This is a genomic window from Shewanella sp. HL-SH8 (assembly GCF_051165765.1).
Classification (GTDB): Bacteria; Pseudomonadota; Gammaproteobacteria; order Enterobacterales; family Shewanellaceae; genus Shewanella; species Shewanella glacialimarina.
The window spans coordinates 4,042,208-4,060,821 of record NZ_CP195039.1; the positions used below are offsets into that span (position 1 = coordinate 4,042,208).

At 40.4% G+C, this 18,614-nt stretch carries 21 protein-coding genes; 9 read left to right on the forward strand and 12 right to left on the reverse strand.

Translation table 11 applies throughout. The features are described 5' to 3' along the window. Positions 1 to 19: 19 nt before the first annotated feature. Positions 20 to 826, reverse strand: coding sequence for a crotonase/enoyl-CoA hydratase family protein (locus tag ACRWQN_RS17910; protein ID WP_434939211.1), 807 nt, complete (start codon positions 824 to 826; stop codon positions 20 to 22). Between the two features lie 372 nt (positions 827 to 1,198). Between ACRWQN_RS17910 and ACRWQN_RS17915 the strand changes: the two genes are divergently transcribed. Then, positions 1,199 to 2,194 carry a response regulator gene (locus ACRWQN_RS17915; RefSeq protein WP_434939212.1) on the forward strand — a complete coding sequence of 332 codons (996 nt, stop codon included), beginning with the start codon at positions 1,199 to 1,201 and terminating at the stop codon, positions 2,192 to 2,194. 18 nt (positions 2,195 to 2,212) lie between these two features. Beyond that, a complete protein-coding gene (locus ACRWQN_RS17920) occupies positions 2,213 to 3,178 on the forward strand; it encodes a diguanylate cyclase (protein WP_434939213.1) in 966 nt (321 codons plus the stop codon). Between the two features lie 160 nt (positions 3,179 to 3,338). On the opposite strand, the gene rraB is transcribed toward ACRWQN_RS17920, so the two are convergent. The 6 genes from rraB to ACRWQN_RS17950 form a co-directional block, all read right to left on the reverse strand. Further along, positions 3,339 to 3,800: a ribonuclease E inhibitor RraB gene (gene rraB / locus ACRWQN_RS17925; RefSeq protein WP_434927229.1), complete on the reverse strand. Its 462-nt coding sequence runs from the start codon at positions 3,798 to 3,800 to the stop codon at positions 3,339 to 3,341. Positions 3,801 to 3,859: 59 nt separating this feature from the next. After that, entirely contained in the window at positions 3,860 to 4,594 is a 735-nt protein-coding gene (locus ACRWQN_RS17930; RefSeq protein WP_434939214.1) for a 1-acylglycerol-3-phosphate O-acyltransferase, read from the reverse strand. A 175-nt stretch (positions 4,595 to 4,769) separates the two neighbouring features. After that, positions 4,770 to 5,552: a metal ABC transporter permease gene (locus ACRWQN_RS17935; protein WP_434939215.1), complete on the reverse strand. Its 783-nt coding sequence runs from the start codon at positions 5,550 to 5,552 to the stop codon at positions 4,770 to 4,772. Between the two features lie 3 nt (positions 5,553 to 5,555). Then, complete coding sequence (locus tag ACRWQN_RS17940) at positions 5,556 to 6,461, reverse strand: metal ABC transporter solute-binding protein, Zn/Mn family (RefSeq protein ID WP_434939216.1); 906 nt, start codon at positions 6,459 to 6,461, stop codon at positions 5,556 to 5,558. Beyond that, entirely contained in the window at positions 6,445 to 7,641 is a 1,197-nt protein-coding gene (locus ACRWQN_RS17945; RefSeq protein WP_434939217.1) for a hypothetical protein, read from the reverse strand. Before ACRWQN_RS17945 ends, ACRWQN_RS17940 begins: the two co-directional genes overlap by 17 nt. Positions 7,642 to 7,762: 121 nt before the next feature. Then, the gene (locus tag ACRWQN_RS17950) at positions 7,763 to 8,056 is read right to left on the reverse strand and encodes an ABC-type zinc uptake system zinc chaperone (RefSeq protein WP_434939218.1); all 294 of its coding nucleotides are present in this window, start codon (positions 8,054 to 8,056) and stop codon (positions 7,763 to 7,765) included. 210 nt (positions 8,057 to 8,266) lie between these two features. On the opposite strand from ACRWQN_RS17950, the gene ACRWQN_RS17955 reads away from it, so the two are divergent. After that, entirely contained in the window at positions 8,267 to 8,392 is a 126-nt protein-coding gene (locus tag ACRWQN_RS17955; RefSeq protein ID WP_434939219.1) for a hypothetical protein, read from the forward strand. Here the strand turns inward: ACRWQN_RS17955 and ACRWQN_RS17960 are convergent. Continuing rightward, a complete protein-coding gene (locus ACRWQN_RS17960; protein WP_434939220.1) occupies positions 8,389 to 8,715 on the reverse strand; it encodes a hypothetical protein in 327 nt (108 codons plus the stop codon). The genes ACRWQN_RS17955 and ACRWQN_RS17960 overlap by 4 nt on opposite strands. 206 nt (positions 8,716 to 8,921) lie before the next feature. Here ACRWQN_RS17960 and ACRWQN_RS17965 point away from each other — a divergent pair, with 206 nt between their 5' ends. Together ACRWQN_RS17965 and ACRWQN_RS17970 are read left to right on the forward strand one after the other, a co-directional pair. Beyond that, on the forward strand, positions 8,922 to 10,592 hold the full coding sequence (locus ACRWQN_RS17965; protein WP_434939221.1) for a mechanosensitive ion channel family protein: 1,671 nt from the start codon (positions 8,922 to 8,924) through the stop codon (positions 10,590 to 10,592). Between the two features lie 87 nt (positions 10,593 to 10,679). Beyond that, a complete protein-coding gene (locus ACRWQN_RS17970) occupies positions 10,680 to 11,570 on the forward strand; it encodes an aldo/keto reductase (protein ID WP_434939222.1) in 891 nt (296 codons plus the stop codon). Between the two features lie 65 nt (positions 11,571 to 11,635). Here ACRWQN_RS17970 and ACRWQN_RS17975 read toward each other — a convergent pair whose 3' ends face one another. Next, positions 11,636 to 12,472: a MaoC family dehydratase gene (locus ACRWQN_RS17975; protein WP_434929142.1), complete on the reverse strand. Its 837-nt coding sequence runs from the start codon at positions 12,470 to 12,472 to the stop codon at positions 11,636 to 11,638. 232 nt (positions 12,473 to 12,704) lie between these two features. Between ACRWQN_RS17975 and ACRWQN_RS17980 the strand changes: the two genes are divergently transcribed. Continuing rightward, a complete protein-coding gene (locus ACRWQN_RS17980) occupies positions 12,705 to 13,481 on the forward strand; it encodes a methyltransferase domain-containing protein (RefSeq protein WP_434939223.1) in 777 nt (258 codons plus the stop codon). Between the two features lie 88 nt (positions 13,482 to 13,569). Here ACRWQN_RS17980 and ACRWQN_RS17985 read toward each other — a convergent pair whose 3' ends face one another. Next, positions 13,570 to 14,433, reverse strand: coding sequence for a TraB/GumN family protein (locus tag ACRWQN_RS17985; protein ID WP_434939224.1), 864 nt, complete (start codon positions 14,431 to 14,433; stop codon positions 13,570 to 13,572). A 133-nt stretch (positions 14,434 to 14,566) separates the two neighbouring features. Between ACRWQN_RS17985 and ACRWQN_RS17990 the strand changes: the two genes are divergently transcribed. Both ACRWQN_RS17990 and ACRWQN_RS17995 read left to right on the forward strand, forming a co-directional pair. Continuing rightward, positions 14,567 to 14,878, forward strand: a complete 312-nt coding sequence (locus ACRWQN_RS17990; protein ID WP_434939225.1) for a prephenate dehydrogenase — start codon at positions 14,567 to 14,569, stop codon at positions 14,876 to 14,878. Between the two features lie 190 nt (positions 14,879 to 15,068). Then, positions 15,069 to 16,817, forward strand: coding sequence for a GGDEF domain-containing protein (locus ACRWQN_RS17995; protein ID WP_434939226.1), 1,749 nt, complete (start codon positions 15,069 to 15,071; stop codon positions 16,815 to 16,817). Here the strand turns inward: ACRWQN_RS17995 and ACRWQN_RS18000 are convergent. Then, positions 16,814 to 17,356, reverse strand: a complete 543-nt coding sequence (locus ACRWQN_RS18000) for a DUF3016 domain-containing protein (protein WP_434939227.1) — start codon at positions 17,354 to 17,356, stop codon at positions 16,814 to 16,816. The genes ACRWQN_RS17995 and ACRWQN_RS18000 overlap by 4 nt on opposite strands. Positions 17,357 to 17,663: 307 nt before the next feature. On the opposite strand from ACRWQN_RS18000, the gene ACRWQN_RS18005 reads away from it, so the two are divergent. Beyond that, on the forward strand, positions 17,664 to 17,966 hold the full coding sequence (locus ACRWQN_RS18005) for a hypothetical protein (protein WP_434927242.1): 303 nt from the start codon (positions 17,664 to 17,666) through the stop codon (positions 17,964 to 17,966). Positions 17,967 to 18,090: 124 nt separating this feature from the next. On the opposite strand, the gene ACRWQN_RS18010 is transcribed toward ACRWQN_RS18005, so the two are convergent. Next, positions 18,091 to 18,600, reverse strand: coding sequence for a DUF4240 domain-containing protein (locus tag ACRWQN_RS18010; RefSeq protein WP_434927243.1), 510 nt, complete (start codon positions 18,598 to 18,600; stop codon positions 18,091 to 18,093). Positions 18,601 to 18,614 lie beyond the last annotated feature (14 nt).

Below are 18,614 nucleotides of genomic sequence, written 5' to 3' on the forward strand. Positions count from 1 at the left end.
ATGGTGAGTGGAGCCGCTTCTACCACCATGGTTGACGAGGTTGATAAGATTTCTCAGGATTTTTAGTTTGACGAATTGCAGCGATAACACGGTTTTTTCCGATTAAAAGACGTATCTGACTCAACGACTCACGACTTAATAGCTGTCTAACCGATGCGCCCCAGCTACGATTAATACTGTGTTTAATTGCCGCTATGGCATCGGGTGAGGTTTGCATAAATTGTGTAGCTAAAGCTTCAGCCCTTGCCATAGCATCCTCAGTCACCTCTGACACTAATCCATATTTTAAAGCATCATCTGCCGTGAGTATCTGTGCACTATAGGTTAACTGCAGCGCTTTATCTTTAGCCATAATGTGTCTTAAACTGGCAAGCCCTGCCATATCAGGCACCAATCCCCACTTAGCTTCCATAATAGAAAACTTTGCCGAAGGCTCTGCAATACGCATATCAGCACCTAATACAATTTGGGTTCCACCACCAAAACAACAACCTTGAATAGCGGCAATTACAGGTACTGGTAGTCGCTGCCAACCAATCGACACGCGCTGAGCTAAATTTGCATTACCTGGCAAGAATTTAAATAATAGAGAAACTGCTTTCGATGGCTGAGTAGACAAACTCTTAACGTCTAAACCTGAGCTAAAATTACCTTGCGCACCGAATAAAATAACGGCTTTAACGCTGCGATCTTTGGCAATATGCTTAATCGTTTTATCTATAGCAACAAACATATCAAAATTTAATGCGTTCATTTTCTCGGGACGATTAAGGCAAACATAAGCAATATGTTGTCTGATCTCGAGCGTCACTAATTCCTTCTCCATGAAACATTTCCTTACTGGTCAGTCCAGATTTTAGGTTAACATGTTTGTCGTGTATAGCGAATCAATATAACATGTCGACTTATTGGCTAAGGTCAATAAGTCGACAGCCATTTACATACAACAAATAAAGAATTTACTTTTTTGAAACATTCCAAGTGAGATTAGTCAAAAAACTGCATGACATACGTGATCATCCAGTGAAATTAAGGTATGAAAAGATTAATAATTTCGCATCTTGTTGGCGAGTATCCTAGAATGAAAGATAAAGTAGCAAAACGTCTTATAATAATAAATGCACGCCCAGATTGTATTGCTGCTCACCGGATAGTAAATACTTGCATCATCAAGGCGAAATAAGGACAACAAGTCAACATGACCATTCCTGTATTAATATGCGATGACTCAGCATTAGCAAGAAAACAGATGGCACGTACACTCCCAAAAGATTGGGATGTGGAAGTGACTTTTGCCACTAATGGCGCCGAAGGTGTTGAAGCTATTCGCGCAGGAAAAGGCGAAATTGTTTTCCTTGACCTGAATATGCCTGTAATGGACGGCTATGAAGTATTGCAAATCGTTCAACAGCAAGACTTACCAGCATTAATTATTGTGGTTTCCGGTGATATCCAAATAAAAGCCCACGAGCGCGTTAAAGCCTTAGGTGCATTAGATTTTATCCAAAAACCTGTTAGCGCTGATGCTATCAGCAATATTTTACAAGAATACGGCATATTAACCCTTACCCAGGGCGCTGAAGCTGATATTCAACCTATGGTAAAAGTCGACCTACGTGATGCTTGTCAAGAAATCGCTAACGTTGCTATGGGACGTGCCGCTGATTTGCTGTCTAAATTGCTGGATGTCTTTGTAGTGTTACCTATCCCAAATGTTAATGTGCTTGAGGTCAGTGAATTGACTATGGCACTAAAAGCAACCGAAGAGTCATCATCAATATCAGCGCTTTGCCAAGGCTTTATTGGTGCGGGTGTGGCTGGTGAGGCATTACTGCTATTTCATGATTCCAGTTTTGAAGATATGGCAAAACTGATGAAAATTAACACTGAAGAAGAAACTCACACCGAAGTTGAAGTACTCATGGATACCGGTAATGTGCTGATCGGTGCATTTTTAAGTGGTATATCCGAACAACTGGACATGAAATTTAGCCAAAGCCATCCAATTGTATTAGGGCGCCACTGTACTGTTAACGACCTCATACATGCCAGTTCTGAGAAGTGGCAGCGTACCCTTGCAATGGAAATTAATTATCGTATTGAAGATTACAATATCCAATGCGACTTACTACTACTGTTTACCGAAGACTCGATACCAACGCTTAATTTCAAGCTCGGTTACCTTCTCGATTAAAAGTTGGATATTGTTAATATGTCAAATGATCACGATGCGATGAACGAACTACACTGGCTTATCGATATGGTACAAACCATAGATGTAGGCTTGATTGTGTTAGATCGCAATTACAATATTCAACTGTGGAATGGTTTTATGGAAAACCATAGCGGCATTTCACCGAATTTTATTAAAGGCAAAAATCTGTTTACAGAGTTGCCCGAAGTGCCTGCTGATTGGTTAAAACAGAAAATGGAGTCGGTGTTTCTGCTCAAAAATCGCACTTTTATTAGCTGGGAGCAACGGCCATATGTGTTTAAGTTTAAGAACTATCGCCCCATTACTGGTCGTGCAGATTTCATGTACCAAAACATTACCTTACTGCCACTTGCCTCACTCACGGGTAACATCACCCACATCAGTATTATTGTTTACGATGTTAGCGACGTGGCAGTAAATAGGTTACAGCTCAAAGCAATGAACGAGCAACTTGAAGAGTTGAGTCAAACAGATGGATTAACTCAATTACATAATCGTCGACATTGGCAAGACTGTATGGAGCATGAGTACGAACGCAATACTCGCTATCAAGATACTGCAACACTAGTCATGATCGATATCGACCACTTCAAGAATGTAAATGATACCTATGGTCACCCAGCGGGTGATAAGGTCATTCAGCATATTGCTCATTTACTAAAGCAGTCTTTACGTGAAACCGATTGTGCGGGCCGATATGGCGGAGAGGAATTTGCGATTGTATTAGCTAAAACAGGCTCAGCGGACGCATTGTATTTTACAGAAAGATTACGTAAAAAAATTGAAGCCTCTGAAATTATAAGTGATAACCGTATCATTAAGGTAACAGTAAGTCTGGGTATTAACGAAATTAAACCTGGTACGGAGAACAGCTCAATTTGGTTATCAGGTGCAGATAAAGCACTTTATACAGCCAAACAAAATGGTCGCAACCAAAGTGTAGTATTTACCGCTAATGAATAGGTTTCTGATAAACCAAGTTAATCAGCCCTTAAACATAAAAACCACTCATTAGAGTGGTTTTTATGTTTAAGACTAACGTCTGTCATATCAATAGCGATTCATTTAAAAAGACCTTCTAAACTGAATCTAACACTAATTTTGAAATAAAATTCAGCTGAACCTAGTGCTTTTTAACACTGTTATCATCATCTTCAACGTCGTCTTCATAATCATCTTCGAAGTCGTCTTCGTCGTCATAATCATCGTCTTCTTCATCACCCTCTTCAACATCACCGACAAAGTATGTACCCCAGCCGTCATAATCAACCTTTTGTTTAACAGCAATAGTAATCAGCTGTTCACAAGCTTGATCAAGTAAAGAAACCTCTAATTTATGATTTGAGATAGCATCAAAACAGAAGATAATTGATCCATCTTCTAATTCCATTTCCTCTGCGTCATTAACTTCAAACCCCATTTTGAATGCTTCAACAGCTGCTTTTTCTAAACGGTCAAAATTATTTGATGAAAAATGATGTTCAATTGTGTATTCAGCATCAGGTTCAGAACCATCAGCAATAAGGTTCTCAACAATTTCGCGGTTTTCGGCTAACTGTTCTTTTAACTGACGTTCGATGGACATGAAGTACTCCAAATGACTTAAAAATAGATAAGGTAATAATCTGTGTATTATACGTTATCTTAAGCCGTAGGTTTAGCCATTAATTCAGCGGCTTCTAGATTTAACTCAGCCAAACGCTTAGCCATAATAGTATGAACTTGCACAGCAAAAACCTTTGTGTCTGCTTTATCTACACCTTGGGTGGTAATTGGCGCCATCATTTCTACAATAACCACACCGTTGTTCCAACGATTTAGCTTAATATGTGCCTGACAAGAGGCTAATACTGGCACGACTGGCACTTGGGCAGCTATTGCAGTATGAAATGCCCCCACTTTAAGGGGAAGTAATCCTCTGCCTCTAGAACGGGTTCCTTCCGGAAAAATCCATACAGACAGGTGCTTTTCTTGCATTTTTTTAACCGTTTTCGCCATAGTATCAAATGCACTAGAACGGTTTTTACGATCAATTAGAATATTACCCGTTAGCCAGTAAATCTGCCCAAACAAGGGAACCCAAGCCAAGCTTTTTTTGCCTAAACTTACCGTTGCTTTAGGCACTGCTGAAGTTTGAGTAAACAGGTCGAAATTGTTTTGATGATTACCTAAATAGATATTCTGTTGATTAACTACGCCGGGTTGCACATGACGGGTGATCACCTTAATGCCGAGCACGGGTGATACTGAGGCAAAAATCCTAGCCAACACATGAACATTGTCACGGTGCATAGGACGAACGATACATAAAATAAGTACCAAAACAAAAGCAAGGCACAATAGTATGGCTAGTATTAACGTACGAGCGATTAGCAGCACAACAGACTCCTGCGGATTAATTGGCGACAGTATAACGATGCCAGCAAGTTGACTCAATCAATTTTGCATACATGTGTACGCTCAAAAAAGGCGAAACCGACGAAAACCGTCGATTTCGCCTGAAAATACAGACAATTTATGAACAACAAGCCTATATAGATGAATAATTAATAATTTAATTCATCGCTGTAGATGACGTTTTATTCATTTGTGCAATGGCTAATCTAAATACCAAGGCGCTGATAGCTAGGGTGGCAACAATGGCCGCACCACTAGGCAGGTCATAGCTGGCCGATAACCATAAACCACTCACATAACCAATAATACCGACCATATAAGCCAATACTAATCTAGCTTTACCTAAGTATTTATTCAGTGCGAGTGCCGGTAAAATTAACGAACTAAAGACTAAATAAACCCCCACAAGCTCAACAGACAAAGTAATTACAATCGCAAAGAGAAAGTAAAAACCAGCGCCGTCAAGTAAGTTAGGTCTAATCGCGATAGCGGCTAAAATAACTGCAGACACTGCTGCTGGTAAGATTAATTGTGACCAACTCACCCACAATATTTGACCTGACATCAACTGTTTTAACAGCTCAGCGCCGTGGGGATCATTGGCTAACAGCAACATAGCCCCAACTGCACTAAGCACATAAAAACACCCAATAAAAGCCTCAAGCTCACCTTCAAATTTACGTGCCATCCAGGCTATCACACCCGCACCAGCTAACGCGAACAGCGCCGGCATCCACACGTGTGAAAAAGGTATATTCTCAATATCGTGATCAATATGAGACACAATAGCACCAAGTGCGGCAACTTGAGCTATGGCTAAATCAATGAAGATTATGCCACGTTTTAACACTTGCCGACCTAATACCACATGAGTGGATAACACGAGTAAACCTGCCACTAAGGCAGGTAATAAAATGGCGGCAAGTTCGAAATCAAACATGAGTTATTTCACTCCGTTTAATAACGACAGCACACTATCGTACAAACTGATCAAGTCAGTACTTTGCTCGTTACCGCCAACTGACATAGGTAAAGTAACAACCTTAAGATTAGCTCGTTCCGCTAACCATTCAGCACCACGCTCGTCCTGGTAAGATGCCACGATTATCGCCATTACATCTCCCTTTTCAGCACGGGCAAGTAAAGTTGCTAAGTGACTGCTTGTAGGCGCTAAACCAGGCTTAGGCTCTAAGTCTGCCACCTGCTCAATCCCAGTCCAGTTAAACAAATAACGAAAACTAGAATGGTAGGCGATGACTTTTTTACCCTTCAGACTTTGTGCTTGTTGTTGCCACTGTGGAATTTTCGCTTGCCACTGGCTACTAAATTGACTCAAAGCCTGTGTATAAGCCGCTTTATTGTCCGGGTCTAACTGAATCAATTTAGCGGATAAACCTTGAGCGACTTCAAGCATTCTCACCGGATCAAAATGTAAATGTGGATTACCTTTAGCATGCACATCCCCCATAGAACGATCGACACTTTCGAGTTTATCTAGGGTGTCGGTATGTTCGGCGGCATAGAATAACCCTGTATCCGTTGAACGAACTCTGTTGTTAGATGCTTTCATCTGCAACATAGGTAGCCAACCAATTTCAAGGTCAGCACCGGCACAAACCACTAAATCCGCTTGACGCATTTTGGCAATTAAGCTTGGGCGAGCCTGCACCAAGTGCGGGTCTTGCATAGCTGTAGTTGCAGAATACACCTTTGCATCAGGCGCAAGTGATTGTGTCAATGCGGCATATTCAGGCTCACAAGCAAATACATTTAACTCTGCATTGGCAGATGCCGAGCATATTAACGCAAGCCCAGCAGCCATTTTAATCATTCTAGAATTGATGTGCACCGTGAGCTCCTAATGTCATAACATATTGTAAAGTGATGATATTGTCGTCTTCAAAACCCTCAAAATTAGTCCCTTGCTGATGAGTATATTGCAGGCGAACCGTTGAGAAGTGGCTGTTGTGCCAAGCTAAACTGATTTCAGTTTCTTTTAGCTTCTGTGGATCTAAATGATCGCCATGAGCTTCAAAAGTATCCACTTGACCATAACGTAAACCCGTAGACCAATTCGGGCTTAATTGATACACGCTACTGACATACCAACCTTCATGATAGTCGTTATTAGCAGCTTCGCTTAAGATGTCATGGTCGTGATCAGATTCTTCAACGCCAAAAATGTCTGTCACACGAAAGTATTCGCCACTCACAGTTAAGTGCTGATATTTATAATTACCATTAGGTGCCCATTTATAGACAAAATCAGCAATGTAGGTATTCTCTCCGGTATATTGCGCACTGTGATCATGACCACCGTGAGCATCGCCCTCATCAACATGGTCATGCTCTTCTTCTTCGCCAATCACTTTGCCGTTGTCATTACTCAGGTAAGCTAGACCAAGCTGCCAGGAGCTATCAACACCAATATCACCACCTAACTTGGTGAAAGCGGTATATACACCTAAATCGCTAAAGTCACGTTCACCATGCTCATCAGCTGCGTGCATTTTATCGCCCTGAAACACTTCAAGGCCTAAGTTCCAGTAAATATCAGTTGGAGCAACAATACTCACTCGTAAACCATCATCGAAATAATGACCACCTAAAAATGCACGGTAAGCAGCTGGGCGATCGGCAAAAGAGTCTGTGTGTAAATGTTGATTATTCAGATAGCCCACATCAGATAAGAAGCGCCCTGCGCGAACAGATAATCCTTCTGGCAAAGCCATAGTTTGAATAAAGGCTTCTTCTAATTCAAGCGCAGTATCACCATCATGGCTGGCTAATACTGCGGTCATTTTGCCATAAAACATATCGTCAATATTGGCACTGATAGCCAGTTCGGTCTCACCTAAACCAAATCCTTCAGCACGTTCAGACATTGCACGATCACCCGATTGATAATAACCGTCTAACACGGCACTAATATTGGGGTTAGTTAAACTTGAATCTTCCGCCATTACGGCAACAGAAGTAAACGCACAGCCGATAGCGACTAAAGATAAAGGTGTTTTTAAAACAGACATACATGCTCCCTACGTTTTAGTCCGCAATATCATTTAGCGAGACTAAAACCATAAACTTAACGCCGTCAAAGCAATAATTGCTGACGATTCAATTAAAAATTAATAACAATTTGTAATAGGTTTACACGGTATAAGGAGGGCCACGGCTGTGATAATGAAATATGCTAACTGATGAAAAAACGGGCAACACATCAACACTAACTTCATATTGCTGTTTTTGGATCGGGATAGAAAAAGAAAATGCATGCAGTACTTTATTCAGCTGATGCTGGTGAAAACACAAAGTACAGTGATGAGAATTTACGCCGTCTTCATGGTGTTCAGTACTGTGATTTGACGCAGCCAAAGCCAATACCATCAAAATGGCACAAAGCCAAATTGCGATATGTTGCTTTAACTGAAGGCTAAATCTCACAAAAATACCAAACTAAAGAGGATGTAATAAGCAGCAATTCTAAAAGACAGCAGTAAAAAAGCAAGCTATAGATTGTTACAAATCACTTTTAGCGCCAATTTGTGCGCGACTAGGCTATTCAACTAAAGACTTAATCAAATTAAGATAAACTTAAGCTGATGTTCGTAACATTGGCGCATATTCTGTTAAATCTCAAAAATAGGACTGACCATGGCTAACTTTATACGTGCAAACATCGGTATTATTCTTGCCATGGTTATCATTGGCGTTGTTGTACTCGGTGGTATCTATTGGGTGGAAGCCTCTTTAGAAAGCCAAGAACAGATAATAAGCTAATCTAGCTTTATATTTGGCACTTGGTCTTCAGGTGCTTCAATGAGAATTAAATGATCCATAATGTGTGTTATCCCGACCAATATCACTGATAAAATGATTGTTGGGGTAACAATATGCATCACATTATCTAGATAATATCCTGCAACACCGGCTATTGCCGCAACGTAAAAGCCAATAATTTTGGCTGATGTTAACCACTTATTCCGCCCTAACCAAGCACCACACTTAGGGCATTGAATATGCGACCCAAGACCTCTACCACGGCTTTGAGTGACACTTGCTACCGAAAACCCTTTATGACAAAAAGCACATTGTAATAACATCTTAAATCCTTGCGGGTAAACATACCTTTCAAACGTAACGCATATTAAGTATATGTCTACAACCCTGTTAAATCAGCGACGTATTATGGACTAATATTGGCTTAGTACCAAAAGCTTATTGGTTAAGCGAGATAAACACTTTATGATAAAATATCTCACCGCCTGCATGCCAAAATCAACATAGCTTACCCACAGGATCTTTTAATATGCTCAGCCTGAATATACCAAGAATGCTTATTACTGCCAGTTTCACTCTAGCTTGCCTTCTTGGCACCGTCAGCACACACGCTGAGTCACCTATCAATCCCGAGCAGGTAATCGAACCCGTCTATCAAACCAGTACTGATGTTCGCGATAAAATTGAATCATTATCATCAATCATTCAAGGTGATATTGATTTATTACCAGACTTAAAAGGTGAAATTAAATCAATTACAGAATATCGCATTAAAACCAGAGTGATAGAACTGAGAAACCTGATCGATAACTTGATTAACGCCAGTGAAATTGATGAGGAATTTGTGGTTCCGCTAGTACAGTCTCAATTAGTATTTTTAAAGCAAGTACGTCACTACCTTAATACCGATATCATTCAACTTCGCAGTCAGGTAGATGGTGGCAGCGGTGATAATGCTATCTTATTGAGAATTTCAGAACGCGAATTTCAACGCGATCATTATCTTAAAGCTGAATTAGAAACGATTATCTGGGCAGAAAAAGTCAAACTCGATGTAGAAACCTTAAGGAAAACCCTAACCAAACGCTTAATAACACGTGCAGATAGACTAGACAGTCTAGTGTCTTATACACAAAATGAGCTACAGAAATCAGTCAGCGAAGCGACTGCTGCAGGCGACAACATTAGCTCAGAGCAAAAGCAGCGCGTGAGTTCGCTCAAAGAAAGGCTAGCACAAAATAGCGCCAGCTTATCGACCGCCGCATCCCTGTTAGAACAATTAGGTCAAGACACTGCTAACATCAAACAAACCCTATTTAGTATATCGGGGGATATCACCCAGGATGTGCTGAATTTTAATGTTGCATCCAGCCTACTGGAAGAATGGGCAAATGTTGCTAAACATCAGGCTTTAGACAATGGCCCAAGCGTTACTTTTAAAATTATTATTTTTATATTAATACTATTTATCAGCAGTTTGATAGCCAAAATAGTGACCCGAGTTGCCACTAAAACGGTCACAGCTTCTAAGCTTAAATTTAGTAAATTATTACAAGACTTCTTTATTTCGTTATCGAGTAAAGCCGTGTTCGCTATTGGTTTATTGGTCGCCTTATCTCAACTCGGTTTTGAGTTAGGTCCTTTGCTAGCAGGTTTTGGTATCGCGGGTGTGATTATTGGTTTCGCCTTGCAAGACACCTTATCTAACTTTGCATCGGGAATGATGATTTTAGTTTATCGCCCTTTTGACGTAGGTGATTTAATTAATGCCGCCGGCGTAACCGGAAGAGTCAGCCATATGAGTCTAGTATCGACAACCATTAAAACACTTGATAACCAACGTCTTATTATTCCTAATAACAAGATTTGGGGCGACACCATTAATAATATTACCGCAGAGCACCAGCGCCGTGTAGATATGACATTTGGCATCAGTTATAGCGATAATATAGAGCACGCTGAAACAATTTTAAAAGACATTGTTACCCAGCATCCAAAAGTGCAAGTAACGCCTGAGCCTATTGTGAAGTTGCACACCCTAGGCGAATCATCGGTTGACTTTATCGTCAGACCTTGGGTAAAACCTGATGATTATTGGGATGTTTATTGGGATATTACCCGCGCGGTTAAAATGCGCTTTGATGCTGAAGGCATTAGCATTCCGTTCCCACAACGCGATGTGCATATCTATCAGAAATAGCTAACTACAAACAAAATGCACCGACTACGCTGTAGGTGCATTGATTAGGTTGAATCACTTTAGCATCAATTTATATTAGGACACTTCATGACAACATCTCATTTTGCATTTTCAGATTTTATTGCCGGTTTTTGGCGTATTGATGCATGGAACATGACCCCGCAACAAAGGCTTACGCTTATTGAGCAATATCTTGAGCTTGGGGTAACCAGCATGGATCATGCTGACATTTATGGCGTATACCAATGTGAGACATTATTCGGCGAAGCCCTTGCCCTTGCTCCCCATTTACGCCAGAAAATGCAACTGATAAGTAAGTGCGGTATCAAGCCTGCATTTGATGGGTATGATAATCGTTACGTCAACCATTACGACACCAGTAAACAGCATATTATTCGAAGCGTTGAGCGTTCACTGATCGAGCTAAAAACCGACTATTTAGACGCATTACTGATTCATCGCCCCGATCCTTTAATGCAAGCAGATGAAGTTGCTGAAGCTTTCTTACAATTAAAACAACAAGGTAAAGTGAACCACTTTGGTGTGTCCAACTTTTTACCCCATCATTTCACTTTGCTGCAGTCACGGCTAGACGATCCACTCATCACCAATCAAGTGGAAATATCACCGCAATGCTTAACCCATTTACACGATGGTGTATTAGATCAATGCCAACAATTAAATATACGCCCTATGGCATGGTCATGTCTGGGAGGCGGTACATTATTCAGTGAGCAAACAGAGCAAGTGGTACGATTAAGAAGCTGCTTAACAGAGGTGGCAGACCAGGTAAGCACGGCAGACATAAGTCAGGTTATTTATGCCTGGGTCGCTATGTTACCCAGTAAACCGACACCGATTATTGGCAGTGGTAATATTGAACGAATTCGTAGTGCAGTAAACTCAAGCAACATTCAGTTAACCAAGCAACAATGGTTCAGTATTTGGCAAGCATCAACGGGACACAGTGTTGCCTAAGCAAAAGTACGTCAGATAACCCTCGTATTGTTATTACGAGGGTTGAGGGTTACAAGGGGAGCAGCCTAATCTAGATAACGCATTTTACCATGTAAATGAGGGCGCTTACCCTTTACATCACGCATTTCAAAACACTTACCATCCTCAAGTGATTCATAGGCAAAAGTCACTTCTGATGGCATAAATACGGGTAATTTAAATTCCACATCAACTGTAAATGGACGCTCGCCAATAAATTGCATTAGCTGTGCCATACAACGTGCTTTTGACCACATACCATGGGCAAGTACCCGCTCAAATCCAAAACGTTTTGACAGTAATGGGTGTAAATGAATTAAATTGTAGTCACCTGATGCTTTGGCGTAATGACGACCTAAATCTTCTGTTAAGCGCCATTGCTGTATATTTTCCCAAGCCATATCAGATGCTCGAGGTGGCCGAGGACGACGTTTGGCGGACTCAATGCGGTACAAGTAGGTTGAATGCGCTTGCCAGACTAACTCTTCTGCAACGTAAACACTCGACTCAAGCACAAACTCCAAGCCGGCATCTGTTTCAGTGCTGCTAGTGAGCTGACACTTTACGGTTAATATCTCATTCGTTTTCACCGGCCGTAGTACACTAATACTGTTTTTAAGGTGGATCATGCCAAGCAGAGGGAAGGTGATCGCCTTATGTGCAAATATCACCGCATGTAAACGAAAGGCCAGTACATATAAATAAGTGGGCGGTAACACTTTCTCGTCAAATTGAAAGCCACAAACGTTAGCATATTGACGTACTTTATCATTTGATAAAAAAACATTATCAGTTTGAATCGCAATTTTAGGTAACGGTTTTTTATCCCAACCAGGTTTACGGCTAAAGAATATTTTGCGATAAAGTGTAAAAAGCGATGGCATCGCTTTTAAATCAATTTTGTAATCGAAACTCAATGTGACAACCCTTTTTAAACGGCACGTCTTGCACCATAGTGGTGATATTATAACTCAGTATTTCCCTAAAATTGAAATACTTGAATTAACTCTTAATATTTATCATTAGTTCAATGAGTAGATACAGCTACTTTTAGCTTTACCCATCACCACAGTCATTGCAGAATAAGCACCTATCAAACTAATAAAAAGATGTACTGTGCAAGATACTAACTTCGATAAACTCAGCCAAAAATTTGCTAAAAATATCTATGGCACCACTAAGGGTGATATTAGAGCCGCTGTATTGTGGCGCGATCTTGAGCCTGCCATAGGTTTATTGGCCGCGTTAAATCATTCACCGTTACGGATATTAGATGCTGGCGGCGGTTTTGGTTTATTAAGCCAAAAGTTAGCTGTGCTAGGACACGAAGTGGTGCTTTGTGATATTTCAGCGCAGATGTTGGCCGAGGCACAACAACAAATTGATGCGAGTGAAACACCGTTAAACATCACCCTGGTTCACAGCCCTATACAAGCTTTAACACCTGAGCTTAATGGCCAGTTTGATATCATTTTATGCCATGCTGTGGCCGAATGGTTAATCGATGCACAATCAACACTGCTGGGATTATTATCCTTATTAAAGCCACAAGGCCTATTCTCTTTAATGTTTTATAACAAAGAGGCAATGCGGTTTCACAGCTTAGTTTCTGGCAACTTTGACTATGTTATGCGTGACATGAAAGTTAAAAAGAAAGTCGGTTTAACCCCTACACATCCTTTATATATCGAAGACGTCCGCCAATGGTTTAACCAATGGCAACTACAAATAGTTTGTCAGTCTGGTGTTCGGGTCATCAATGATTATTTAAAGCATCAATTACCGCCTAATTTCGATATTAAACAGCTGATAGAGATGGAACTGCTTTATTCGCAGCGTGAACCCTATCTATCCCTTGGTCGTTATGTGCACTTTTTAGCTAAACAAGCTTAAATTCGATTCAAAAGATAACTAAGCAGGGCTAAGCACTGCTCTATATCATTTGAGCTTGTTATTTATCCTTAATCATATAGTGGCTGCTTTAATTACAGCTTTGCTGCCAACAGTTCTGCACTGTTGCACCTTGTTGACGCAGCAATTGAGGTATATTTTGCTGCCCGACTAAATGACCAGCACCGATAATAAAAAACAGTGGTTGCTGAGTTTTTTGGTGCATCAATACTAGCATTTTGTCACTCATGGTATGATTTCGCTGCCATAGCAATTTACTCAACAACTCGCCTGACTCTCCAGCTTGCTGCTCCATAATATTGGCTAACTGTTTTTCATCGCCGTTACGCCATGCTGCGATTAACTCGAGCATTTCGGCATCAGTGGCATTTACCGCCTCGTCTAACATTTGAATTTGGCTTTGCCGACTAAAAGATGAAATCAACTCAAATTGAAAAGCCACACTTTCAAGTTCAAATAGAGGTTTGGATTGGCGTATTGCAGCAAAGGAGACGTCGACACCTTGCTCTGCACTATATCCTAACGCGGTAAAGCGCATCATGCTGATTTGTGCAGCTTGCAGCCAAGGCGCAAATTGCTGAATCGCTAAACAAAATTGCTCCATTGACTGGCAATACTTCACTGTAACTAGTTTGGCTTGCTCAATTAATGCTGCCTCTGCGTAGCCGTATTGTTGTAATAACCCCATGGTATCAGCCTTGTTAACATCAGCTTCTAGCACCAAGGCAGCACTTTGCTCAAAAGCACGCTCAATTTGAGGCGCCATAGGATAAAAGTCAGCCTTACCCACATGAATAGAGCCCAGTAAATAAGCTTGCTGATTTTTCCAGGTCACTTTATAGAACGGGGGTTTATCATCTTGTGCGGCATATAACTGCGGAGAAATAAAAAAACTTGCTAATATAATCAATAATATATGCTTAAAAAAAAGCATTACTCTCTCCCCGTTAAGACTCAATATAGCTAACATTTGTATATTCATATTCACACTATGATGAGTTTTCCTTGTTGCATCCATGTCAGAACCTTATAATTTGTAAAATGCATCGTTAGATTTAGAGACTCTTATGCCGTATACCAAAGTCATTCAACAGTTAAAAGAAAACCTGCAAGTCGCTTACAGACAAGCCATTGACTGTGATATTCGCTTAGATGAACTTCGTAAGGCGGGTCACGGTAAGTTTGTTGCTATATTTACAGAAGAACATGGCTTTAGCCAGAGCAGCAATCGCTTTTTACCGTATGTTCAAGAACTTGCCACAGAATTTGAAACCATACAAGAAAGTGTCCACACAGCACCAGAAACGATTGAGGTATTTGTTAAAAAGTTGGCCATTCTACTGCAGACATTACAGGCATTTAAACAGCAAAGTAAATAACCTCAACTAGGGATAATAAGCGCTTAACCAAAGCTGTGGTTAAATAATACTTCAATCCTGCAATTTAAACATTGCAGGATTTTTTAATTCTACAATGCGATAAGTGCTGTTTTGTTAGTGAGGATATATGACATAAATCTGTCATTGATGAAGATTATGATAAGCTATCATCCGTTGTAAGATACCCCTCATGTCTTCTATCGATTTATGTAATACATTAAATGAAATCATTGATACACAAAATATTAATGCCGTATTCCAGCCCATTTTTAATATCAGCACCAACAAGCTACATGGGTTTGAAGCATTAAGCAGAGGTCCACAACATAGCACTTTGCACTCTCCCGCTTCCCTGTTTAAAACGGCAGAACATTGCGACAAACTCAGTGAATTAGAAACGCTCTGTCGCGGTATATCAATTAATGCTTTTAAACAGCGGCAATTGCCGGGCAAGTTATTCATTAATATATCGCCAAAAGCGTTACTCGATCCGACACATCCCAAAGGCGCCACCTTAAAGCTCATTAAGCAATTAGGCTTATCGCCGAGTGATGTCGTCATAGAGCTATCGGAACAATATCCCGCAGATGATATCGACTTACTCAAATCCTGCTTAAATCATTATCGAAATCAAGGTTTCCTCACCGCCATTGACGACTTAGGCGCGGGGTATTCAGGCTTAAGACTATGGTCAGAACTCGCACCTGATTATGTTAAAATTGATCGCCATTTTATTCATCAAATAGATATTACCCCTGTAAAACAAGAGTTTGTTCGCTCAATTGTCGATTTATGCCAAAGCTTAACCTGCAAAGTGATTGCTGAAGGCATTGAAACAAAAGAAGAGCTCACTATGCTTTCTCAGTTAGGGATAAGTTATTGCCAAGGATATCTACTTGGCAGACCTGAAACCCAGCCGACACAGGAATATTATCAACCCCAGGTTATTGCGCCTAGCATGCCTCGCACCCGATACTGCGAAACAGCGGAAAGTATTTGTCATGGCGCAATTACCGCTTCAGCAACAACCCAACTAAAGCAACTTAGTCAGAAGTTTATAGACCAACCTGCACTACAAGCTATTGTTATAATCGAGGATGAAATTCCTCAGGGCATTATTAACCGCACAGCATTGTTAGAGCTATTTAGCACGCCATACGGACGTGCATTGCATGAAAATCATCCAGCAAGTGCAGTAATGGACACCCATGTATTACAAATTGACGCCAATAGGCCTTTATCTGAAGTCAGTCAATTATTAACATCAGAAAACGCTAATACAGTCGCTCAGCAATTTATTATTACCCGCAATCACAAACTCATCGGTATCGGTCATACCAAAGATTTACTGCAAAGAATCACTGAACACCGCATAAAAATGGCTCGACACGCAAACCCATTGACCAATTTACCTGGTAACGTGCCTATTCAAGAGGAACTTAAGCTGTTAAGAACTCAACGAAAACCATTCTATTTAGCCTATTTAGATTTGTGTCACTTTAAGCCATATAACGATATTTATGGGTTTTGTCGTGGGGATGAAGTTATTCAGGTGGTAGCGAAACTATTAATGCCGTATCAAAGCGACCGCTGCTTTGTAGGGCATATTGGTGGGGATGATTTTGTGATGATTTGCACTTGTGACAATACCATAGATCACAGCAAACACATTATTGAGCAATTTAATCAGCATAAGAGTGAATTTTATCGCGACGAACATTTACAAAGCCAAAGCATATTTACAGAGGATAGAAATGGACAATTGCAACATCACCCATTGATTTCATTATGTATCGGGGTATTACCTCCAAGCATTACCACTAATGCGACAGAGCATCAATTGTCGACATTAAGTGCTCAAGCAAAAAAACAGGCAAAACTCGCCGTTAGCGGACTTTACCTGTTATCGGACCAAATAATGGAATTACATGTCGCTTAAAGCGCTTTGGGTGCCTCAAGTTGTGGGGCAACCGTACGTTTTAGCCAATCATTTAGCATAGTCGTTTCAGCCGAAAAAGGACGTTCATTAATTCGACTTATACGGCTCAGAAAACTCATGTCAGTCAATTTTTCATCGCCACTAATAATGACTTTATTATCTTCCAAAATTTGATAAGTAAAGGTCATTTTTGGTGGGTATAGCTCTTTAACAACCCGCAAGTCGCCAGTTGTCGCACCAAAAGTAGGACGCATATCACCCGCTAAATCGACATTAGAAACCTGCATTTCAAGCTTCTGATTAGGCTTAAGCGTTTTCTCTGCCTGCTTATTAATATTTTTAGTCATGGTCTCAAAAAATCTATTTTCAAAGCGCGATTGCAATTCATTTGAGGCCTTGATGTCATTGTAATTATCAGGCTCTAGCCACTCTACTTTAACAATGCCTGTCTCAGTGATAGGGCTAACCACTTCAACTTCCTCTGCAATTGCCACGCTACAGACGAATGCCCCTACTACCAATAAATAGTTAATGTTCATAACATGCCTCCAGGCAAAATTTAAATAGATTTAGATAGCTTGTTTACTTGATGAAACTACTTTAACAAAATGAACCTGTACATTTGCTTAACATAAAGCATATTTCAAGAATATAAATTAAAGTACTGTTTTAAAACAGCTAAAAACGTAAAATTCTAATTCAGCTGTTTTTTTATGCTTCGTTCAGCTTTGGTTCAACAAACTGAAGCTACTATCACTCCAACAAAAAGACAGCGTCTTTACACTAGCGATTGTTCAAGGAACTAACGCCGTGACTAATTAATATTAATGCTACGGAGTCATAACAATGAAACTGATCACTAATTCAACAAAACGTGTTTCTTTAGCCGCTTTATTCGCCACTCTTGTCGTGGGCCTAGCCGTTTCAGCTCAAAGCCAAGCCAATGAATCCAATCTTCACGGAGGCGTTATGGAGCAGCACAGCACTCAATTGAGTCAACAAATGCAAAATAATGAACAGCTATTAGAGTTAAAGTTAGAACAAAAACTTACTCAACAAGTAGCCAAAGCAGAAAGCCAGTATGTTGCTAAAATTTGTCAACAATATGATTTATCTTATGATAATGAGACATCTACTTGTATAAAGTAGCCGCGAATCCAACATAAAGCGACTCTCAATACGCATCTAAATTGCCCTGACTTGTCAGGGCAATTTCACTTATGGGGTGTGGGGCGACTCATTTAGGCCATGTTTAAACCTCAAACAGTCTGAGTTAAAATGGGAATCGCGCAGTTAATTTAGGGTAAGTCTGCTTTAACACTTTAGGCTTAGTCGAAAACTTTTTCCCCACAGGCGTATTATTGCCTGAAGGTACAAACGGTAATTCATCTTCATTACGGTTTTCATATAACTGACCCGCAACTAAATCGTAATCTTCAATAAACGGATAAGCATAATTATCTTTTAATGGCCATTGCGCCAAATCACCTAAGCTATCCGGTTGGGCAATAATTTTGTCATACCACTCTTGCCCTAATGACAAAATAAAACAACGAAACTCAGTAAAAGCATAATCAGAATCACAGCCCGTCACAATATAAGCTGCGCCCCAAATAGCCCACTGATAACTTCGGCGCAATTGCTGACCAAACATTTTATCAAATGCTTTTAATGACTCATCATCTAAAGGATCTAGTGACTGCTGTAATTGCTGTACGATTTGTTCAGAAGACTGGTCTGCATGGGTGCGGGTGACCAGTTGCCAAAATTGTGTTTCAGTCATTGAACTTTCCCAAT

Coding starts and splice junctions, on each gene's coding strand:
- ACRWQN_RS17910 (WP_434939211.1), bottom strand. CDS start 826: ATGGAGAAGGAATTAGTGACGCTCGAGATCAGACAACATATTGCTTAT.
- ACRWQN_RS17915 (WP_434939212.1), top strand. CDS start 1,199: ATGACCATTCCTGTATTAATATGCGATGACTCAGCATTAGCAAGAAAA.
- ACRWQN_RS17920 (WP_434939213.1), top strand. CDS start 2,213: ATGTCAAATGATCACGATGCGATGAACGAACTACACTGGCTTATCGAT.
- rraB (WP_434927229.1), bottom strand. CDS start 3,800: ATGTCCATCGAACGTCAGTTAAAAGAACAGTTAGCCGAAAACCGCGAA.
- ACRWQN_RS17935 (WP_434939215.1), bottom strand. CDS start 5,552: ATGTTTGATTTCGAACTTGCCGCCATTTTATTACCTGCCTTAGTGGCA.
- ACRWQN_RS17945 (WP_434939217.1), bottom strand. CDS start 7,641: ATGTCTGTTTTAAAAACACCTTTATCTTTAGTCGCTATCGGCTGTGCG.
- ACRWQN_RS17955 (WP_434939219.1), top strand. CDS start 8,267: ATGGCTAACTTTATACGTGCAAACATCGGTATTATTCTTGCCATGGTT.
- ACRWQN_RS17960 (WP_434939220.1), bottom strand. CDS start 8,715: ATGTTATTACAATGTGCTTTTTGTCATAAAGGGTTTTCGGTAGCAAGT.
- ACRWQN_RS17965 (WP_434939221.1), top strand. CDS start 8,922: ATGCTCAGCCTGAATATACCAAGAATGCTTATTACTGCCAGTTTCACT.
- ACRWQN_RS17970 (WP_434939222.1), top strand. CDS start 10,680: ATGACAACATCTCATTTTGCATTTTCAGATTTTATTGCCGGTTTTTGG.
- ACRWQN_RS17975 (WP_434929142.1), bottom strand. CDS start 12,472: ATGCCATCGCTTTTTACACTTTATCGCAAAATATTCTTTAGCCGTAAA.
- ACRWQN_RS17985 (WP_434939224.1), bottom strand. CDS start 14,433: ATGCTTTTTTTTAAGCATATATTATTGATTATATTAGCAAGTTTTTTT.
- ACRWQN_RS17990 (WP_434939225.1), top strand. CDS start 14,567: ATGCCGTATACCAAAGTCATTCAACAGTTAAAAGAAAACCTGCAAGTC.
- ACRWQN_RS17995 (WP_434939226.1), top strand. CDS start 15,069: ATGTCTTCTATCGATTTATGTAATACATTAAATGAAATCATTGATACA.
- ACRWQN_RS18000 (WP_434939227.1), bottom strand. CDS start 17,356: ATGAACATTAACTATTTATTGGTAGTAGGGGCATTCGTCTGTAGCGTG.
- ACRWQN_RS18005 (WP_434927242.1), top strand. CDS start 17,664: ATGAAACTGATCACTAATTCAACAAAACGTGTTTCTTTAGCCGCTTTA.
- ACRWQN_RS18010 (WP_434927243.1), bottom strand. CDS start 18,600: ATGACTGAAACACAATTTTGGCAACTGGTCACCCGCACCCATGCAGAC.